The sequence below is a fragment of the Fulvimonas sp. R45 genome, assembly GCF_030504985.1.
Classification (GTDB): Bacteria; Pseudomonadota; Gammaproteobacteria; order Xanthomonadales; family Rhodanobacteraceae; genus Rhodanobacter_A.
In genome coordinates this window covers 142,965-161,211 of record NZ_JASERU010000008.1, presented here as the reverse complement: position 1 = coordinate 161,211, position 18,247 = coordinate 142,965, and the positions used below count along the sequence as shown (strand labels likewise).

Here is an 18,247-nt window from a genome sequence, read left to right as displayed (position 1 = left end):
TCCATGTCCACCTGCAATCCCGCCAATCGCTCCAGCAACTCGCCCAGCGTGTGACGCAGGGCCATCGGCAGGTCGTTGTCGCCGTCTTCGAGTGCCGCCAGCACCGCCGGACGTACCTTGGTCGCGCCCAGCGGAATGACCAAGCCGAACTCGCGCAACACGCCACGCAGCAAATTGATCGTGGCGGTGCGCTGGGCCTTGAGCCGCTCGCGGATGCGATGCAGCGCCTGCACGCCCTGCTGCTCGGGCGACTTCACTGGCACCGGATCGATCTGCGCACAACGATCCGCCTCGAGTATCCCGGCCACATCGGTGCGATCGGTCTTGTTGCGCCGGACGTACGGGCGCACATCGCGCGCGGGCAACAGCCGCACCGAGTGCCCTTGCCGGGTAAACCGACGCGCCCAGTAGTGCGCGCTGCCGCACGCTTCCATCACCACGCGCAACGGACCACGGTTGTCCAACGCATGGGCAAAGGCACGGCGCGACAGCCGCTTGCGCGCCACGATTCGGTGCTCGGCATCGGCATACGCCAGCTCAAACACGTCCTTGGCCAGATCCACGGCGACCATGGTCGCCGGCACAGTTTCAGGCGTAGCATGCATGGCGGACTCCTCTCGTGATCCCGTCGACTGAACGGCAACGGCTCAGTCTGGCTCATCGAAGCCGTGTGGCGCGGGAGGAGTCCATTCAATCATTCCAGGCGACGGCTCCGCCGAGCCATCCGCACGCCATCATCCGGGCCTTTCCACATGGAAGAATGGGCATCCGCCACCTTCCGGCCCACCGCATGCACGCCGCCCGCGTCCGCCTCGCCAACCTGTTCGCCCTGGCCCTCGCCTTCATCGCGCCGACGGCATTGCCGGCGACTCCGGCCCCGGACGTTCCCGCAGCCCACGCCGCGCTGCAAGGCAGGCTCGAAGCCCTGGCCAGGCGCGCCCGGCCCGGCGTGCTCGGCATCACCGTGCTCGACCCGCGGAACGGCGAACGCTGGCAGGTCAACGTCGAACGCGCCTATCCGATGATGAGCGTGTTCAAGGCGCCGGTCGCCGCCGCGGTCCTCGCACGCATCGACCGGGGCGAGCTGTCGATGTCGCAGGCCGTCACCTTGACCCGCGCAGACATCGTCGCCGGCTCCGCCGTGCCATCCATCGGCGCACATTTCCACGGCGAGCGCATGAGCTTCACCGTACGCCAGCTGCTCGTCGCGGCCGTCAGCGACAGCGACAGCACCGCGGTCGATGCCCTGCTGAAGCTCGTCCCGCCGCGGGACGTCACCGCCTTCCTGCGCGCGCACGGCGTCACCGGCATGCGGGTGGACATCGGCGAAGCCGGCGTCAGCGACGTCTTCGAGCAACTCGCCGCCGGCCAGCAACCGCCGGCCAACGAGACGGACGAGGCGCGTGACCTGCGTCTGCAGCGCGGCTATCGCGCCTATCTCGCCGATCCGCGCAACCGCAGCACGCCGGGCGCCGCCGCCGATTTCCTGCGCCAGCTGCAGCGCGGCACCCTGCTTTCGCCTTCGTCGACGCAGGCCCTGCTGGCATGGATGCGGGCGCAGACCAGGCCGGCCCGCATGCGGCAAGGCCTGCCCCGCGGCGTGGTGCTGGCAGACAAATGTGGCACGTCCTACACGCTGGACGGGCTCACCGCCGCCTACAACGACATCGGCATCCTGACCTGGCCCGATGGCCGCAGCGTGATCGTGGCCGCCTTCCTCACGGCTTCACGCGCGCCGAAAGCCGACCGCGACGCGCTGTTCGCCGACCTGGCGCGCACGGTCGCGGCGACATGGCATCGCTGATCACTCCGCCTCGAACAGCTTGCCCGGGTTGAGGATGCCATTGGGATCGAACACCTTGCGCACGCCGCGCATCAGCGCGATCTCCGCCGCGCCGCGGGTGCTGTCCAGGTAGGGCCGCTTGACCAGGCCGATGCCGTGCTCGGCCGAGATGCTGCCGCCATGCTTCTTCAGCGTGGCGGCCAGCAGTTTCGTCACATGCTCGCACTGCGCGATGAAATCGGCGTCGGCCAGGCCGGATGGCTTCAGCACGTTGATGTGCAGGTTGCCGTCGCCGATGTGGCCGAACCACACCACTTCGATGTGCGGGTACTCGCGCGCCAGCAGCGCCTGCATCGCATGCAGGAAGGCCGGCACCGCGGCTATGCGCACCGACACGTCATTCTTGTACGGTCTGTGCGGCGCCAGGCTTTCGGTGATGCCCTCGCGCAGCCGCCACAGCGCCGCGGCCTGGGCCTCGCTCTGCGCGATCGTGCCGTCGACGATCCAGCCCCGCTCCATGCCTTCGCCCAGCACCGCCAGCGCGGCGTCCTGTGCGGCCTCGTCCGGTGCGTCGAACTCGGTGACCACGTAGTACGGATGGTCGCCGCCCAGCGCACGCTGGGCGCCGTGCGCCAGCACGTGCTTCAGCGCCAAGTCGGTGAAGAACTCGAAGGCCTGCAGCGAAAGCTTCGCGCGGAACAGGCCGAACACCGCCAGCACCGCGTCCATGTCCGGCAATGCCAGCAGCATGGTCTGTGCGGGTGGCGGCGGGTCGGTGAGCTTCAGCGTGGCTTCCACCACGATGCCCAGCGTGCCTTCCGAGCCGATCATCAGCTGGCGGAAGTCGTAGCCGCTGGAGTTCTTCACCAGGCCGCGGTTGAGGTCGAGCAGCTCGCCGTTGCCGGCCACCACCTTCAAGCCCGCGATCCACTCGCGCGTGTTGCCGTAGCGGATCACCCGGATGCCGCCGGCATTGGTGGCGATGTTGCCGCCAATGGAACAGGAGCCGCGCGCGGCGAAGTCCACCGGGTAGACCAGCCCGTGTTCGCGCGCCGCCGCATGCACCGCCTCCAGCGGCATGCCCGGCTGCACGGTGAGCGTGCGGTCGGCCGGGTCGAAGCCCAGCACGCGGTTCATCCGCTCCAGGCTGAGCACCAGCTCGCCGTTGGCCGCCACCGCGCCGCCGGAAAGCCCGGTGCGGCCGCCCGAGGGCACGACGGCCACGCGCTGCTCGTTGGCCCAGCGCACGATGCCCTGCACCTCCTCCACCGTGGCCGGCAGCGCGATCGCCAGCGGCGCCGGCGTCCAGCGGCGGGTCCAGTCGCGGCCGTAGTGTTCGAGGTCGCCGGCGTCGGTGAGCAGGCGCACGTCGGGCAGGCGGCGGGCCAGTTCGTCCAGGGTGGGGCTCATGGGGACTCCCATATCGATAGGACGAGACTGCCAGTCGGACGTCCAAACGTCCAGTGCTGCAACGCCGCAATTCTGGCATAGTGGGGACTCCACTCGCCGGGGACCGCCATGAAGACCTCCTTTCCGAAGCAAGACATCCGCGTGCTGCTGCTGGAGGGCGTGAGCCGCACCGCGGTGGAGGCCTTCCAGCGCGCCGGCTACACCCAGATCGAGTACCACGCCAAGTCGCTGCCGGAAGGAGAGTTGCTGGAACGCATCGCGGAAGCGCATATCGTGGGGCTTCGCTCGCGCACCCAGCTCACCGCCGAGGTGCTGTCGCACGCCAAGCGGCTGATCGCGGCGGGCTGCTTCTGCATCGGCACCAACCAGGTGGACCTGGGCGCGGCCGAGCGGCTGGGCATCCCGGTGTTCAACGCGCCCTATTCCAACACGCGCAGCGTGGCCGAGCTGGTGATCGCCGAGGCCATCATGCTGCTGCGCGGCATTCCGCAGAGGAACGCGCAATGCCACCGTGGCGGCTGGAGCAAGTCGGCCGCCGGCAGCTACGAGGCGCGCGGCAAGGTGCTGGGCGTGATCGGCTACGGCCACATCGGCACCCAGGTCGGCGTGCTGGCCGAAGGCCTGGGCATGCAGGTGATCTTCCACGACGTCGAGACCAAGCTGGCGCTGGGCAACGCCCGCGCCGCCGCCGGCCTGGACGACCTGCTGGCGCGCGCCGATGTGGTGACCCTGCACGTGCCGGAAACGCCGGCCACCAAGCTGATGTTCGGCGCGCGCGAGATCGCGGCGATGCGGCCCGGCGCGGTGCTGATCAACGCCTCGCGCGGCAGCGTGGTGGACATCGAGGCGCTGGCCGGGGCGCTGCGTTCCGGGCACGTCGCCGGCGCCGCGGTCGACGTGTTCCCGGTGGAACCCAAGGGCAACGACGACCCGTTCGTGTCGCCGCTGGTCGGCCTGGACAACGTGATCCTCACCCCGCACATCGGCGGCAGCACGCTGGAGGCGCAGGACAACATCGGCATCGAGGTGGCCAGCAAGCTGGTGCGCTACAGCGACAACGGCTCCACCCTGTCGGCGGTGAACTTCCCCGAGGTGTCGCTGCCCGAGCACCCGCGCAGCCGCCGCCTGCTGCACATCCACCGGAACGTGCCCGGCGTGCTGTCGCGCATCAACGAGCTGTTCTCCGCCGGCAACATCAACATCGACGCGCAGTTCCTCCAGACCGACGCCGAGCTGGGCTACGTGGTGATCGACGTGGCCGCCGACGAGGCACAGGCGAATGCGCTGAAAGACCAGCTCGCGGCAATCCCGGGCACGCTGCGCAGCCGCGTGCTGTACTAAATTTAACCGGAACACTAGAAGCTTGGCTTATCTTGAAATACTAATTATCACCAGCCGACAACCCCTTGGGTGCGCACACGTTCACAATAGCAGCAGTTGACTACATACACAGGCGCAATTAGTCTAATCATGCGCATTTGCGCACCCTAAGGAAGGAGAAAAGGAAGTGTCGATTTCTACTTGGAATGTAAAAGCTCTTGCCATTTCTTTAACGATGATTTGCGCAACCGGATTTGGCAGTAAAGCGATAGCAATGCCATCCGGCACATACGCAATCCGCTGCGACCAATGCGCCAATCCTGTTATTATCAACATGCTAAGAGAAAGTTACCCCAGTCGTGATTCTTGGTTTGTATATGATTTACAGAGATAGACAATTCGTTATTTTGTAAAAGAATCAAGCGTTCCCAATGAGCATGCATGGACACCCAGAGAGCAGCCCTTGCCATCGGATGTAGCCTCTTACTGGGCACTAGCAATGTCTTTCTACAATAGAAATAATCACTCCCTCTCTTTTTCAATAGAGCTACCAGTAAGCACTTCGAAAGCAAGCGGCGTGACCGCTCTCAGCCATCCAAGAGCAACCCCTTCGACACTATCCGTCGCGCTAGCGACTGCAAATGGGGAGATAACTGCTTGGGATGCAATCAATGAGGGCTACTACCGCAACCAAGTTGTTTCATACCTAAATACGCAGAGTTCGTCTTCATCGGGAGGAATCTACGCCAGGATGGTAGAAGCAACTGGCATGGCTGCCGGGAATCTTAATGTGCTATTTGGTGCCAGCAGTTCAGATTCCGTTAGAGTCTCATTAAGAGAACTTGGCCTATCAATTACCGTCCAATTTCCAGATGGAAGCACCCAGCGTTATGACTGGAGTCCGTCAGATCATTCGTGGTTCTATGTTCCAGGCACGTCAAGGGATGCATCTGGAAACACCATTCCTGACAATCCATCTCAGGTCGGCGGGAGTAATGGAAGCACAAAAAACTATGTTTTTCCTGGAACCCCCCAAGGCTCATTGGATGCAATATCTTGGTATCAGCGAGTAGAACTATGGGGCGTTAACACACCGAGCCCGCAGGCACCCGCCGTCCTCGCTTGCGTTACCACAGGCGGGACAACACGCTGCACTCTTTCTCGGTGAATCTCGAGCAAAAGTAAAAAACCCGGAGCATGCATGCTCCGGGTTTTTTATTTCAACCTCGACAACCTACCGATAACTGTCATCGCGATCTGAATAAACGCACCAAGCAAAGCCAGAAAAACAAAGGGCCATGAATAGCTCATTACGGATAATGGACCCAATATTATTCCATACGCCAATACCAACATGATGCAGAGCAAGGAAAAGTAACATATATAAAGACCAATATATTTCATTCTCATATTTTACTCCTTGGCTTAGGTGAGACTCACCCCTGTGGCAAACAGCTGGAACCAAGCGTTTATCCACATCTTCTTTTAAGAATAGCCGACCAAAGAATCTTGTAGCGACCCTTGAAACTCTACATTCCCGAGCCATCTGAAAATAAAGATGGCGGATAACATCGTGCATGGCGTGAGCAATAAATGAATCTGCCGAATGCACGATGGGGATGTTGATGGATGTAGCGGGTGGTGCCAGCCTTCGGCTATGCGTTGCCTCAGGCAAGCTGGTGAAGACGTGCGATCCAACACCTCGGCGAGGCACGCCCGTTGAAGCGCTCGATGTAGGCACTCTAGGTCTGCCCTGCCGACTTTCCAGCTTGCTCCCTGAGCTTACGAAGCTCTTTCGGGGCAGCAGCGGTGCGGAAGCTCAGCTTGCCACCTCGATGCACAATGCTTCGTTTCACGTGCACCTCTCTCCGTCGATGACTGACCCAGACGTAGCAGTGCGACGTAACAAAGAGACGTAGCATTTCAGGGATAGCGTAGCCGCCAGAACCGCTGTGTATTCAGGATCAATAATTTGGGCACTCGCCAGGCAAAGTGCCGATCATCGAATTGGTCGGGGCGGCCGGATTCGAACCGACGACCCTTTGCCCCCCAGGCAAATGCGCTACCAGGCTGCGCTACGCCCCGACTTGGCTTCACTCATGCAGCCATCCTGGCCGCGAAGATCAAAATGCGGCCATCCATGGGCCGCACTTTCTACAGACGAACGAGTATAGCAGATACGCGGCGGATTCAACGCCGCAGCAGGCTCAGCACTTCTTCCAGCTCCATGCGCACCTGGCGCACGATCTGGTGCGACATGCTGGCTTCCATCCGCGCCTGCGGACCTTCCAGTCGCGCGCGGGCACCGGTGATGGTGAAGCCCTCGTCGTACAGCAGCGAGCGGATCTGGCGGATCATCAGCACGTCGTGGCGTTGGTAGTAGCGGCGGTTGCCGCGGCGCTTCACCGGGTTCAGCGCGGGGAATTCCTGCTCCCAGTAGCGCAGCACGTGCGGCTTCACCCCGCACAGTTCGCTGACTTCGCCGATGGTGAAGTAGCGCTTGGCCGGGATGGCGGGCAGCTCGGTGTTATTCCCTTGATCCAGCATAGCTTTCGACTCGCACCTTGAGTTTCTGCCCGGGCCGGAACGTTACCACGCGGCGGGCGGAGATGGGGATCTCCTCGCCCGTCTTGGGGTTGCGCCCCGGGCGCTGGTTCTTCTGGCGCAGGTCGAAGTTGCCGAAGCCGGACAGCTTCACCTGCTCGCCGCGCTCGAGGGCCTCGCGCACGACCTCGAAGTAGGCGTCCACGAATTCCTTGGCTTCCCGCTTGTTCAGGCCCACCTCGAGAAACAGGCGCTCGGCCATCTCCGCCTTGGTCAGCGCCATCTTATCCTCGCAATCGCGCCATGCATGTCGTCTCCAACGCCGCGACCGCTTCGCGTACGCAGCGATCCGCGTCTTCGTCGGTAAGCGTGCGTGAAGCGTCCTGCAAAATCAAGCCCATAGCGAGACTCTTGCGCCCGGATTCGATGCCCTTGCCGCTGTAGCGGTCGAACAGGCGCAGTTCCTTCAGCACCCCGCCAAGCGTGCTCCGGACCACCTGCCCGATCTGTGACCAGGCCACCTGTTCGGGCACCTCCACCGCGATGTCGCGGCGCACCGAGGGGTAGCGCGGCACCGCCTGCGCCTGCGGCAACCGGCGCGCCAGCAGCGGCTCCAGCGCCAGTTCCAGCACATGCGCGTCCGGTCCCAGGTCCAGCGCCTTGGCCAGTTGCGGGTGCAGCGCACCGAACCAGCCCGCGGTGACGCCGTCGCGCGCCACCCGCGCGCCGCGCCCGGGATGCAGCCAGCCCGGCAGGCCGTCGGCGTGCAGCGACCAGCGCTGCGGTTCGCCGCCCCAGGCGATCAAGGCATCCAGCTCGCCCTTGAGGTCGAAGAAATCCAGCGCGCGCGCCGGTTCGCCCCATTGCTCGGCGCGTGCGGCGCCGCAGGCGACGATGGCCAGGCTGGGCGTCTCGACGGGCGGGTCGCCCGCCTCGAACACGCGGGCGACCTCGAACAGGCGCACGCGTTCCTGCTGGCGCGCGCGATTGTGGCGCAGCGCCTCGACCAGACCGGGCAGCAGCGAGGGACGCATCACCGCCAGGTCGGCCGACAGCGGGTTGGCCAGCGGCACGCCGTGGCCGCCGAGCCCCCACTGCGCCAGCAGCTCGACGGACACGAAGGACAGGTTCACCGCCTCGTGGAAGCCACGCGCGGCGAGCTGCTCGCGCAGGGCCAGCGCGCCGATGCGCGCCTCCGGCTCGGCCGCCAGCGCCAGCGCGCCGGCCGGCGTGGCGGTGGGGATGTTGTCGTAGCCGAAGATGCGCGCGACCTCCTCGATCAGGTCCTCTTCGCGCTCGATGTCGAAGCGGCTGCTGGGCGCCGTGACCTGCCAGCCGCCGGTCTGCGGGGCCACCTGCATGCCCAGCGCGGTGAAGATGCGCGCCACCTCGGCATCGGCTACCTTCACGCCCAGCACACGCCGCAGCCGCGCGCGGCGCAGCGTCACCGGCGCCGGCTGCGGCAGGTCGGCCGGGTTCTCCGCCACCAGCACCGGGCCGGCCTTGCCGCCGGCGATCGCCAGCAGCAGTTCGGTGGCGCGCTCCAGCGCGCGGCGCGGCAGCGCGGGATCGACGCCGCGCTCGAAGCGGTGGGAGGCGTCGGTGTGCAGGCCCAGCTTGCGTGCACGGCCCATGATCGCGGCCGGCGCGAAATGCGCGGCCTCCAGGAAGATGTTGCGCGTGGCGTCGGTGACACGCGAGTCATGGCCGCCCATCACGCCGGCTACCGCCAGCGGCTTGCTGTCGTCGGCGATCAGCACGAAGCCTTCGTCCAGTGTCGCCTCGCTGCCATCCAGCAGCTTCAGCGCCTCGCCGGCGCGCGCATGGCGCACCACCACGTCGCCTTCGAGCCGGTCGTTGTCGAAGGCATGCATGGGCTGGCCCAGCTCGAGCATCACGTAGTTGGTGACGTCAACCACCGCGCTGATCGGGCGCAGGCCGGAGCGGCGCAACCGCTCGGCCAGCCACAGCGGCGTGCGTGCGGCGGGGTCGATGCCCTCGACGATGCGACCCAGGTAGCGCGGCGCGTCCTTGCCGGCTTCGAGCCGGATGCCGCGGCGAGCCGTACCGGTCACCGGCGCGGCCGGCTGTTCGCCGGTCTTCACGCGGCTGCCGAACAGCGCGGCCACGTCGTGCGCGAGGCCGTAGAGGCCCAGGCAGTCCGGGCGGTTCGGGGTGAGCTTCAGCTCGATGCTGGCGTCGGGCAGGCCGAGATACGTGGCCAGCGGCTGGCCGACCGGCGCGTCGGCCGGCAGCTCCAGCAGGCCGGACGCGTCGGCGTCGATGCCCAACTCCTTCGCCGAGCACAGCATGCCGAACGATTCCACGCCACGCAGCCTGGCGGCCTTGATGTGGATGCCACCCGGCAGGTTCGCGCCCACGGTCGCCAGCGGCACCTTGATGCCCACGCGCGCATTCGGCGCGCCGCAGACGATCTGCAGCGGCTCGCCCCGCCCCGCGTCGACCTTGCACACCTGCAGGCGGTCGGCCTGGGGATGCTTTTCGGCGCCGACGATCTCGGCCACCACCACGCCGTCCAGGCCCTCGCCCAGCGGCACCAGTTCTTCCACTTCCAGCCCGGCCATGGTCAGCGCGTGGGCCAGGGCGGCGCGGTCGGCCTTGATGTCGACCAGTTCGCGCAACCAGTTCTCGGAGAATTTCATCGTGTGTTCCCTGCCCGGTTTACGCGAACTGCTTGAGGAAGCGCAGGTCGTTCTCGAAGAACGCGCGCAGGTCCGACACGCCGTAGCGCAGCATGGCGAAACGCTCCACGCCCAGGCCGAAGGCGAAGCCGGTGTAGCGTTCCGGGTCGATGCCGCAGTTCTTCAGCACGTTCGGGTGCACCATGCCGCAGCCCAGTACCTCCAGCCAGCGCGATCCGCCGTCCTTCGTTTCCCAGCGGATGTCCACCTCGGCCGAGGGCTCGGTGAAGGGGAAATAGCTGGGGCGGAAGCGCATCTCGAAATCGCGCTCGAAGAACGCGCGGATGAACTCGGCCAGGGTGCCCTTGAGGTCGGCGAAGCTGGAGGTCTCGTCCACCAGCAGGCCCTCGATCTGATGGAACATCGGCGAGTGGGTCTGGTCCGAATCGCTGCGGTAGACCTTGCCCGGCGCGATGACACGGATCGGCGGCTGGCGGCCGGCCATCGAGCGGACCTGCACCGGCGAGGTGTGCGTGCGCAGCAGGCGCCCGTCGCCGAAGTAGAAGGTGTCGTGCATGGCGCGCGCCGGGTGGTGCGGCGGGAAGTTCAGCGCCTCGAAGTTGTGCCAGTCGTCCTCGATCTCGGGGCCGTCGGCGCGCTGGTAGCCCAGCCGCGCGAAGATGCCGGCGATGCGCTCCAGCGCGCGGGTGATCGGGTGGATGCCGCCGCGCTCGCCGTCGCGGCCGGGCAGCGTGATGTCGAGGGTCTCGGAAGCGAGCCGGCGATCCAGCTCGGCCTGCTCCAACGCCGCCTTGCGCACGGCCAGCGCGTCGACGAGGCGCTCCTTGACGCGGTTCACCTCGGCGCCGCGCGCCTTGCGCTCGTCCGGCGCCAGCGCGCCCAGCGCCTTCAGCGCGGCGGTGACGATGCCGCTCTTGCCGAGCAGGCCCACGCGCAGCGTTTCGAGCGCATCGAGCGAGGCGGCGTTTTCTATGTCGGCCAGGGCCTGGCTGGCGCGGCTATCCAGATCGTCCATCGGTGCGAGTCTCGCTTTGGCTTTTGGCTCCCTCTCCCCTCCGGGGGGAGGGTTGGGGTGAGGAGCCGCTCTTGCGTCAGCGTCAGGAGCGAAGCGTGCTTTCGGTGCAGGCTAACGCGAGCACCCGCCCCTCACCTCAATCCTCTCCCCGGAGGGGAGAGGAGGCAAACGCAGGAAGCGCATCATTGAAATGAAAACGGGGAGAAGGCGTTGGCCTTCTCCCCGCTTGATTCACATCATATCGTCAGTGAGCGACGATCAAGCGGCCAGGCTGGCCTTCGCCTTTTCCGCGATGGCGCCAAACGCCTTGATGTCGTGCACGGCGATGTCCGCCAGCACCTTGCGGTCGACCGTGATGCCGGCCTTGGCCAGGCCGTTGATCAGGCGGCTGTAGGACAGGCCGAACTGGCGGGCGGCGGCATTGATGCGCACGATCCACAGGGCGCGGAACTGGCGCTTCTTCTGCTTGCGGCCGATGTAGGCGTACTGGCCGGCCTTGATGACGGCCTGGTTCGCTACGCGGAAGACCTTGCGGCGGGCGTTGTAGTAGCCCTTCGCGCGGCCGATGATCTTCTTGTGACGACGACGGGCGGTGACGCCACGCTTGACACGAGCCATGGTGTTCTCCTCCCCTTAGACGTACGGCAACATGCGGGCCACACCCTTGGTGTCGCACGCCTTGACGTGGTTGGTGGCGCGCAGGTTGCGCTTACGCTTGGTCGACTTCTTGGTCAGAATGTGCGACTTGAAGGCGTGACCGGCCTTGAACTTGCCGGAAGCGGTCTTGCGAAAACGCTTCGCCGCCGCCCGGTTGGTCTTGATCTTGGGCATGGATTGCTCCGTATCTCGGTTTCTGACTGATCTGGCGGCGGCCCGGGAGGCCACGCTTTCCGTCCTGCCATGATCGGTGCACGACCCTTCCTGGCGGGTCGAACGGGCGATTATACGAGGGAAGCCGGGCTGGCGCCAGCCCGCGGCTTTGCCCCCTCTCCCCTCCGGGGAGAGGGCCGGGGTGAGGGGCGGGTGCTCGCGGGAAGGCAGGTCCGGAGCGCGCTCCGATCCGGTTCCTGGGCAAGATTGTCTCCTCACCCTGCCCTCTCCCCACGGGGAGAGGGGAACTCCACCACGCATATGCAAAACGGCGACCCGCTGGCCGCCGCTCGCTTCACTGCTTTTTCTTGGGGCCGATCATCATGACCATCTGGCGCCCTTCCAGCCGGGGGAAGGACTCGATCTGGCCATTCTCGCCCACGTCCTCCTGGATGCGCTTGGCCAGGCTCTGGCCGAGGTCCTGGTGCGACATCTCGCGGCCGCGGAAGCGGATGGTGACCTTGACCTTGTCGCCTTCCTCCAGGAAGCGGAGCATGTTGCGCAGCTTGATCTGGTAGTCGCCCACGTCCGTGACCGGACGGAACTTCACTTCCTTGATCTCGACCTGCTTCTGCTTCTTCTTGGCGGCCTGGGCCTTCTTCTGGGCTTCGAACTTGAACTTGCCGTAGTCCATGATCCGGCACACCGGCGGGTCGCCGTTCGGCTGGATCTCGACCAGGTCGAGGCCGGCCTCTTCGGCGGCGCGCAGCGCCTCGTCGCGCGAGAGAATGCCGAGTTGCTCGGAATCCGGGCCGATCACGCGCACGCGGGGCACGCGGATTTCATGGTTGCGACGGTTGCCCTTGTTGTCGGTGGTAGCGATACCACTATCCTCCAGAAGTGTTAGCGAAGTACCGAAGAAGCGCCGTCCCGCGCCTTTCCGGCTCGCCGGCCCGGGCACATGCCCGGAATCGGCTCCGCCGGACCGGGCAGGCCCGGTCCGGGGGCGGCGCGTCCTGCGCCGCCTGGGTTCACGGCCTGCGCGGCTTCAGCGCCGCGTCTCGGCCTCCAGCCGTTCGATGAAGGCTGCCACGGGCATGCTGCCCAGGTCCTCGCCCGAACGGGTACGCACGGAAACAGCCCCCGCCTCCCTCTCGCGATCGCCGACCACGAGCTGGTAAGGGACCTTCTGCAACGTATGCTCGCGGATTTTATAGCCGACCTTTTCATTGCGCAAATCGGCCTGGGCACGGAAGCCTTTGTCGACAAGGGTTTGCGCCACCTGCCCGGCATAATCGCCCTGGGCGTCGGTGATATTCAGCACCACCGCCTGCACCGGCGCCAGCCAGGCCGGGAAGTTGCCGGCGTGGTGCTCGATCAGGATGCCGATGAAGCGTTCCATCGAGCCCACGATGGCCCGGTGCAGCATCACCGGGTGCTGGCGTTGCGAGTTCTCGTCCACGTACTCGGCGCCCAGGCGCTCGGGCATCATGAAATCCACCTGCATGGTGCCCACCTGCCAGGCGCGGCCGATCGAGTCCTTCATGTGGTACTCGATCTTGGGGCCGTAGAAGGCGCCCTCGCCGGGCAGCTCTTCCCAGGCGACGCCGGCCGCGCGCAGGGCGGCACGCAAGGCTTCCTCGGCCTTGTCCCAGACTTCGTCCGAGCCGATCCGCTTGTCCGGGCGCAGCGCGATCTTCAGCGCGATGGTGTCGAAGCCGAAGTCGGCGTAGACCTGCATCGCCTGCCGGTGGAAGGCGGTCACCTCGGGCTCGATCTGCTCGGGCGTGCAGAACACGTGGCCGTCGTCCTGGGTGAACGCGCGCACGCGCATGATGCCGTGCAGCGCGCCGGAGGGCTCGTTGCGGTGGCAGCCGCCGAACTCGCCGTAGCGGATCGGCAGGTCGCGGTAGCTGTGCAGGCCGGCGTTGAAGATCTGCACGTGGCCGGGGCAGTTCATCGGCTTCAGCGCGTAGGTGCGCTTCTCCGACTCGGTGAAGAACATGTTCTCGGCGTAGTTGTCCCAGTGGCCGGATTTCTTCCACAGCGAGACGTCCAGCACCTGCGGGCAGCGCACTTCCTGGTAGCCGCTCTTCCTGTAGACATTGCGCATGTACTGCTCGACCTGCTGCCAGATCGCCCAGCCGCGCGGGTGCCAGAACACCATGCCGGGGCCTTCTTCCTGCTGGTGGAACAGGTCCAGCGCCTTGCCGATCTTGCGGTGGTCGCGCTTCTCGGCTTCCTCCAGCTGGTGCAGGTAGGCCTTGAGGTCCTTGTCGTTGAGCCAGGCCGTGCCGTAGATGCGCGAGAGCATCGCGTTGTTGCTGTCGCCGCGCCAGTAGGCGCCGGCCACCTTCATCAGCTTGAACGCGCGCAGCTTGCCGGTGTTCGGCACGTGCGGGCCGCGGCACAGGTCGGTGAACTCGCCCTGCGAGTACAGCGAAAGCGCCTCGTCGGCCGGAATCGACTCGATGATCTCCGCCTTGTACGCCTCGCCCAGGCCGCGGAAGAACGCCGCCGCCTCGTCGCGCGACTTCACGCTGCGCGTCACCGGCAACTGCTCGGCGACGATCTTGTGCATCTCCTCCTCGATCTTCGGCAGGTCCTCGGGCGTGAACGGGCGCTCGTAGGCGAAGTCGTAGTAGAAGCCGTTCTCGATCACCGGGCCGATGGTGACCTGCGCGCCGGGGAACAGCCGCTGCACGGCCTGCCCCATCAGGTGCGCGGTGGAATGGCGCAGGATCTCCAGCGCCTCGGGGCTCTTCTCGGTGACGATCTCGAGGCGGGCGTCGTGCTCGATCGGGAAGCTGGCGTCCACCAGCTTGCCGTCCACCTTGCCGGCCAGGGTGGCCTTGGCCAGGCCGGCGCCGATGGAGGCGGCCACGTCCTGCACGGAAACGGGGTGGTCGAACGGCTTCTTGCTGCCGTCGGGTAACGTGATCTCGATCATGGAGTGCGTTCTCTGAAAAGCAAAAAAGGGCATGACGCCCTTTTGGAAAACGAGGCGTGCGTGGTTCGATCAGGGGAAGCGGGTAGTTGCCATGTCGCACACTCGACCGGCGCCTGGGCGCGGGCCACCTTGCCTTCAGCGGTGGATGCAGGATCCTAGTCTAGCCTACTCGCGGCCGCCGGACAGCCGCCGGCGGTAGAATCGCTCCCCGCTTCCCAAGGATCCCCCCCATGCGCATCCTCGTCACCGGCACCGCCGGCTTCATCGGCGCCGCCCTGGCCCGGCGCCTGCTGGCGCGCGGCGACGAGGTCTACGGCATCGACAACCACAACGACTACTACGACCCGTCGTTGAAGGAAGCCCGCCTGGCGCAATTCGCCAACCACCCGGCCTACACCCACCTGCGCGCGGACCTGGCCGACGCCGACGCGGTCGACCGCGCCTTCGCCGGCTTCCGGCCGCAGCGCGTGGTGAACCTGGCCGCCCAGGCCGGCGTGCGCTACTCGCTGAAGAACCCGCGCCTACGTGCGCAGCAACCTCGACGGCTTCCTCAATATCCTGGAGGGCTGCCGCGCCGGCCAGGTCGAACACCTGGTCTACGCCTCGTCCAGCTCGGTCTACGGCGCCAACCGCAAACTGCCCTTCGCGGTGGAGGACGCGGTCGACCACCCGGTCAGCCTGTACGCCGCCAGCAAGAAGGCCAACGAGCTGATGGCGCACAGCTACAGCCACCTGTACGGCCTGCCCACCACCGGCCTGCGCTTCTTCACCGTGTACGGGCCGTGGGGCCGGCCGGACATGTCGCCGATGCTGTTCGCCGACCGCATCAGCCGCGGCGAGCCGATCGACGTGTTCAACCACGGCCACCACAGCCGCGACTTCACCTACATCGACGACATCGTCGAGGGCGTGGTCCGCGCGCTCGACCATCCGGCCGAGCCCGACCCGGCCTACGACGCGGAAGCGCCGAACCCCGGCACCTCGAACGCGCCCTACCGCGTCTACAACATCGGCAACGACCAGCCGGTGCAGCTGCTGCGCTTCATCGAGCTGCTGGAGCAGCACCTCGGCCGCACGGTGAAGAAGAACCTGCTGCCGATGCAGCCGGGCGACGTGCCCGACACCTGGGCCGACGTGTCGGCGCTGCGCCGCGACGTGGGCTATGCGCCCGACACGCCGATCGAGGAAGGCGTGGCGCGCTTCGTGGCCTGGTACCGGGACTACTTCAAGCGATGACCACGCCGTAGGAGCGCACCCTGTGCGCGAATGCCATTGCCGCTGCCTCGCCCAGCCTTTCGCGCACAGGGTGCGCTCCTACCAGCACCTCGTCAGAACGGCTTGGCCAGCACCAGGAAAACCACGCCGAGCAGCAGCAGTACCGGCAGCTCGTTGAACCAGCGCAGGGCCTTCGACGACGGCAGCGCGCCGCCACGTTCGCAGCGCTTGATCATCCGCCCCGCCCACACGAAGTGGACCAGCAGCAGCGCCACCAGGGCCAGCTTGGCGTCGATCCAGTGCATGCCCGCCACCACGTTCGGCAACTTCGACGGGAACAACCGCCAGCCCTGCCACAGGGTCAGACCGAACAGGAAGGCGATGCCGAACATGTTGTGGCCGAACTTGTACAGCCGCCGTCCCATCAGCAGCAGCCGCGCCTTCACCGCCGGCTCGTCGCCGGCCTCGGCCAGATTCACCAGGATGCGCGGCAGGTAGAACACCGCGGCCATCCAGGCGATCACGAACAGCACGTGGAAGGATTTGATCCAGAGATAGGTCATCGGGCGGCACCTGGGGACGGAACCGGGCCATTGTGGCGCAGCCGGCAGGCCACCTCCACTGCCCTGCGCGCTCAACCAAGGCAGGCGCGCAGGAGCGCCAGCCAGCCTTCGGGCGCCGCCAGCGCCAGGTAGAGCGCCAGCGCCTGCCCGGCCATCACGCCCGGCAAGCCGATCCGGTAGGCCCGGTGCACCCGGCCCTCCACGACGAGGTCGCGCAGCAGGCCCAGCGCGATCAGCAGGTCCACGCCCGCATACCAGGCGTTGGCCGGCACCAGCGTCCGCGGGAAACGCGCGAACGCGGCCACCGTCAGCGCGCAGCTGGCGATCAGCATCAGCCGCCGATGAAACTCCGGCTGTCGCCGCCAATGCAGCGCCAGGCCGAAGGTCACCGCAAAGGTCAGCATGTCGTTGAAGGAGACGGCCAGGAAAGCATCGTTCACCGGCCCCCGGCTTGCATGCCATTGGCGCATCACGAGCGCGGTCGCCACACCCAGCAGGGGCAACGCGGCCCCCAGCCCCGCGCCGAGCATCCCCAGCCGCCGGTGCAACCGCACCTGGTGCCGGCGCACCAGCCCGGACTGCACGAGGAACAGCAGCACCCAGCCGGAAAACACCAGCGCGTGAACGTGCAGGATCCACGGCAGCGGCACCGCCGGATGCAGTAGCCGCCCGCCGAGCCCCCGGCCGAAACCGTACGCCACCACCAGCAGCACGAGCCAGGCCATGCCGAAGTAGAACCACCGGTCCAGTGCCTTGCGCAGCATGCCGGCGGCGCCGCCGCCGAAACCCTCGTGCCGGGTCGGGGCGTCGTGGAAGGGAGTGTTCATGTAACCTCTCGCTGGCCTGGGACGATCCCCACCGTCGCCGGGCGGCGCGCGCAAGTCCTGAAACGCGCCTGAAAAAGCGTTGAAGAACTCCTGAAAACGCATGGCACGACCGGAATCGAGTCGCATGGACCGTCCCCGCACCACCCCGCTACGCATCGGCGCCTGGCGCATCGATCCGTCCTTGGGCGAGATCTCCCGCGAAGGCGAGACCCTGCGGCTGGAGACGCGCACCCTGCGCACCCTGCTCTGCCTGGCCGAACGCGCCGGGCAGGTGGTGGGCATCGACGAACTGCTCGACGAGGTGTGGGCCGGCGTCATCGTCACGTCCGATTCGGTGTACCAGGCGATCGCCTCGCTGCGCCGCGCACTCGGCGACGACCCGCGCAATCCCAGCTACATCGCCACCGTGCCCCGGCTGGGCTACCGGCTGGTGGCCGCGGTCGAGCCCCTGGTGGAGAACGCGCCGGCGCCGGCATCGGCCGTGGCCGCACCGCCTCCCGCGCGGAAACGTCGCCGCCTGCTGCCCTGGGCCGTCGCCGCAGTCGCGCTGGCACTCGGCCTGATCGCGTTCCGCTACGTCTCCGGTGCGCTCACCGCTCCGCTCGCGGATCGCACGGCACCCACGCGCTCCATCGCCGTGATGCCGTTCCTGGACCTCACGGCCGCCATGGACGAGGAACCCTTCGCCGACGGCATGACCGAGGAACTCATCGACAAGCTGGGCCGCATCCCCGGCCTGCGGGTGTCCGCGCGCACCGACACGTTCTACTTCAAGCACAAGCGCGCCACGATCGCCGAGATCGCCCGCGAGCTGCACGTGGACTACGTGCTGGAAGGCAGCGTGCGCAAGTCGGGCCGCACGATGCGCGTCACGACGCAGCTGGTGCGCTCCGGCGACGGCTACCTGGCATGGGCCGGCAGCTACGACCGCCCGGCTTCCGACATCCTGGCGGTCCAGGACGAGATCGCCGCCGAAGTCGTCCGCGCGCTCAGGGCCGGCACGCTGGGCCAGCCGCCGCCGCGGTCGCCGGCGTCCTAGCGCCGTTCGGGCTTCTCCCGGAAAGGCGGGGAAGGCGCCGGACGCGTGGCTGGCCGACTTGGCGAAGGAAGTACCCGGCTTCGCGGTGTCAGTGCGGGTCAGTCGGAA

General features: G+C 66.6%; 15 protein-coding genes, 1 tRNA gene and 1 pseudogene. 4 read left to right on the top strand and 13 right to left on the bottom strand.

The features are described 5' to 3' along the window. Positions 1-584 (bottom strand): IS110 family transposase (locus QMK61_RS10025; protein ID WP_302072060.1); only part of this gene is annotated, 584 nt, incomplete at its 3' end. Positions 585-790: 206 nt separating this feature from the next. On the opposite strand from QMK61_RS10025, the gene bla reads away from it, so the two are divergent. Then, on the top strand, positions 791-1,804 hold the full coding sequence (bla, locus tag QMK61_RS10020; protein ID WP_302072055.1) for a class A beta-lactamase: 1,014 nt from the start codon (positions 791-793) through the stop codon (positions 1,802-1,804). Here the strand turns inward: bla and QMK61_RS10015 are convergent, their stop codons facing one another. Next, the gene (locus QMK61_RS10015) at positions 1,805-3,193 is read right to left on the bottom strand and encodes an FAD-binding oxidoreductase (protein WP_302072054.1); all 1,389 of its coding nucleotides are present in this window, start codon (positions 3,191-3,193) and stop codon (positions 1,805-1,807) included. Positions 3,194-3,301: 108 nt separating this feature from the next. On the opposite strand from QMK61_RS10015, the gene serA reads away from it, so the two are divergent. Then, a complete protein-coding gene (gene serA / locus QMK61_RS10010; protein WP_302072053.1) occupies positions 3,302-4,534 on the top strand; it encodes a phosphoglycerate dehydrogenase in 1,233 nt (410 codons plus the stop codon). A gap of 1,987 nt (positions 4,535-6,521) precedes the next feature. Here serA and QMK61_RS10005 read toward each other — a convergent pair. The 9 genes from QMK61_RS10005 to thrS all read right to left on the bottom strand — a co-directional run bounded on the left by QMK61_RS10005 (position 6,522) and on the right by thrS (position 14,495). Continuing rightward, positions 6,522-6,598 (bottom strand) — tRNA-Pro (locus QMK61_RS10005). 105 nt (positions 6,599-6,703) lie between these two features. Then, positions 6,704-7,060: a MerR family transcriptional regulator gene (locus tag QMK61_RS10000; RefSeq protein WP_302072052.1), complete on the bottom strand. Its 357-nt coding sequence runs from the start codon at positions 7,058-7,060 to the stop codon at positions 6,704-6,706. After that, positions 7,041-7,340 carry an integration host factor subunit alpha gene (gene ihfA, locus QMK61_RS09995; RefSeq protein ID WP_302072051.1) on the bottom strand — a complete coding sequence of 100 codons (300 nt, stop codon included), beginning with the start codon at positions 7,338-7,340 and terminating at the stop codon, positions 7,041-7,043. Before ihfA ends, QMK61_RS10000 begins: the two co-directional genes overlap by 20 nt. Position 7,341: 1 nt before the next feature. Next, a complete protein-coding gene (gene pheT, locus QMK61_RS09990) occupies positions 7,342-9,720 on the bottom strand; it encodes a phenylalanine--tRNA ligase subunit beta (protein ID WP_302072050.1) in 2,379 nt (792 codons plus the stop codon). 19 nt (positions 9,721-9,739) lie between these two features. Then, positions 9,740-10,735, bottom strand: a complete 996-nt coding sequence (pheS, locus tag QMK61_RS09985; RefSeq protein ID WP_302072049.1) for a phenylalanine--tRNA ligase subunit alpha — start codon at positions 10,733-10,735, stop codon at positions 9,740-9,742. Positions 10,736-10,993: 258 nt separating this feature from the next. After that, on the bottom strand, positions 10,994-11,353 hold the full coding sequence (gene rplT / locus QMK61_RS09980; protein WP_128898432.1) for a 50S ribosomal protein L20: 360 nt from the start codon (positions 11,351-11,353) through the stop codon (positions 10,994-10,996). Positions 11,354-11,368: 15 nt separating this feature from the next. Then, entirely contained in the window at positions 11,369-11,566 is a 198-nt protein-coding gene (gene rpmI, locus QMK61_RS09975; protein ID WP_026635107.1) for a 50S ribosomal protein L35, read from the bottom strand. Between the two features lie 334 nt (positions 11,567-11,900). After that, entirely contained in the window at positions 11,901-12,428 is a 528-nt protein-coding gene (gene infC / locus QMK61_RS09970; protein ID WP_302072059.1) for a translation initiation factor IF-3, read from the bottom strand. A 165-nt stretch (positions 12,429-12,593) separates the two neighbouring features. Further along, a complete protein-coding gene (gene thrS, locus QMK61_RS09965; protein WP_302072048.1) occupies positions 12,594-14,495 on the bottom strand; it encodes a threonine--tRNA ligase in 1,902 nt (633 codons plus the stop codon). A gap of 230 nt (positions 14,496-14,725) precedes the next feature. Here thrS and QMK61_RS09960 point away from each other — a divergent pair. Further along, positions 14,726-15,731: pseudogene (locus QMK61_RS09960) on the top strand (NAD-dependent epimerase). Positions 15,732-15,823: 92 nt separating this feature from the next. Here the strand turns inward: QMK61_RS09960 and QMK61_RS09955 are convergent. Together QMK61_RS09955 and QMK61_RS09950 are read right to left on the bottom strand one after the other, a co-directional pair. Then, the gene (locus QMK61_RS09955) at positions 15,824-16,273 is read right to left on the bottom strand and encodes a CopD family protein (RefSeq protein WP_302072047.1); all 450 of its coding nucleotides are present in this window, start codon (positions 16,271-16,273) and stop codon (positions 15,824-15,826) included. A 71-nt stretch (positions 16,274-16,344) separates the two neighbouring features. Further along, on the bottom strand, positions 16,345-17,226 hold the full coding sequence (locus QMK61_RS09950; RefSeq protein WP_302072046.1) for a hypothetical protein: 882 nt from the start codon (positions 17,224-17,226) through the stop codon (positions 16,345-16,347). On the opposite strand from QMK61_RS09950, the gene QMK61_RS09945 reads away from it, so the two are divergent. Beyond that, a complete protein-coding gene (locus QMK61_RS09945) occupies positions 17,225-18,139 on the top strand; it encodes a winged helix-turn-helix domain-containing protein (RefSeq protein WP_302072045.1) in 915 nt (304 codons plus the stop codon). The two genes, QMK61_RS09950 and QMK61_RS09945, sit on opposite strands and share 2 nt — an antisense overlap. Positions 18,140-18,247 lie beyond the last annotated feature (108 nt).

Bases quoted from the DNA above. Each gene is read 5' to 3' on its own strand.
- bla (WP_302072055.1), top strand. From the start codon at position 791: ATGCACGCCGCCCGCGTCCGCCTCGCCAACCTGTTCGCCCTGGCCCTC.
- QMK61_RS10015 (WP_302072054.1), bottom strand. From the start codon at position 3,193: ATGAGCCCCACCCTGGACGAACTGGCCCGCCGCCTGCCCGACGTGCGC.
- serA (WP_302072053.1), top strand. From the start codon at position 3,302: ATGAAGACCTCCTTTCCGAAGCAAGACATCCGCGTGCTGCTGCTGGAG.
- QMK61_RS10000 (WP_302072052.1), bottom strand. From the start codon at position 7,060: ATGCTGGATCAAGGGAATAACACCGAGCTGCCCGCCATCCCGGCCAAG.
- ihfA (WP_302072051.1), bottom strand. From the start codon at position 7,340: ATGGCGCTGACCAAGGCGGAGATGGCCGAGCGCCTGTTTCTCGAGGTG.
- pheT (WP_302072050.1), bottom strand. From the start codon at position 9,720: ATGAAATTCTCCGAGAACTGGTTGCGCGAACTGGTCGACATCAAGGCC.
- pheS (WP_302072049.1), bottom strand. From the start codon at position 10,735: ATGGACGATCTGGATAGCCGCGCCAGCCAGGCCCTGGCCGACATAGAA.
- rplT (WP_128898432.1), bottom strand. From the start codon at position 11,353: ATGGCTCGTGTCAAGCGTGGCGTCACCGCCCGTCGTCGTCACAAGAAG.
- rpmI (WP_026635107.1), bottom strand. From the start codon at position 11,566: ATGCCCAAGATCAAGACCAACCGGGCGGCGGCGAAGCGTTTTCGCAAG.
- thrS (WP_302072048.1), bottom strand. From the start codon at position 14,495: ATGATCGAGATCACGTTACCCGACGGCAGCAAGAAGCCGTTCGACCAC.
- QMK61_RS09955 (WP_302072047.1), bottom strand. From the start codon at position 16,273: ATGACCTATCTCTGGATCAAATCCTTCCACGTGCTGTTCGTGATCGCC.
- QMK61_RS09945 (WP_302072045.1), top strand. From the start codon at position 17,225: ATGGACCGTCCCCGCACCACCCCGCTACGCATCGGCGCCTGGCGCATC.
- QMK61_RS09950 (WP_302072046.1), bottom strand. From the start codon at position 17,226: ATGCGACTCGATTCCGGTCGTGCCATGCGTTTTCAGGAGTTCTTCAAC.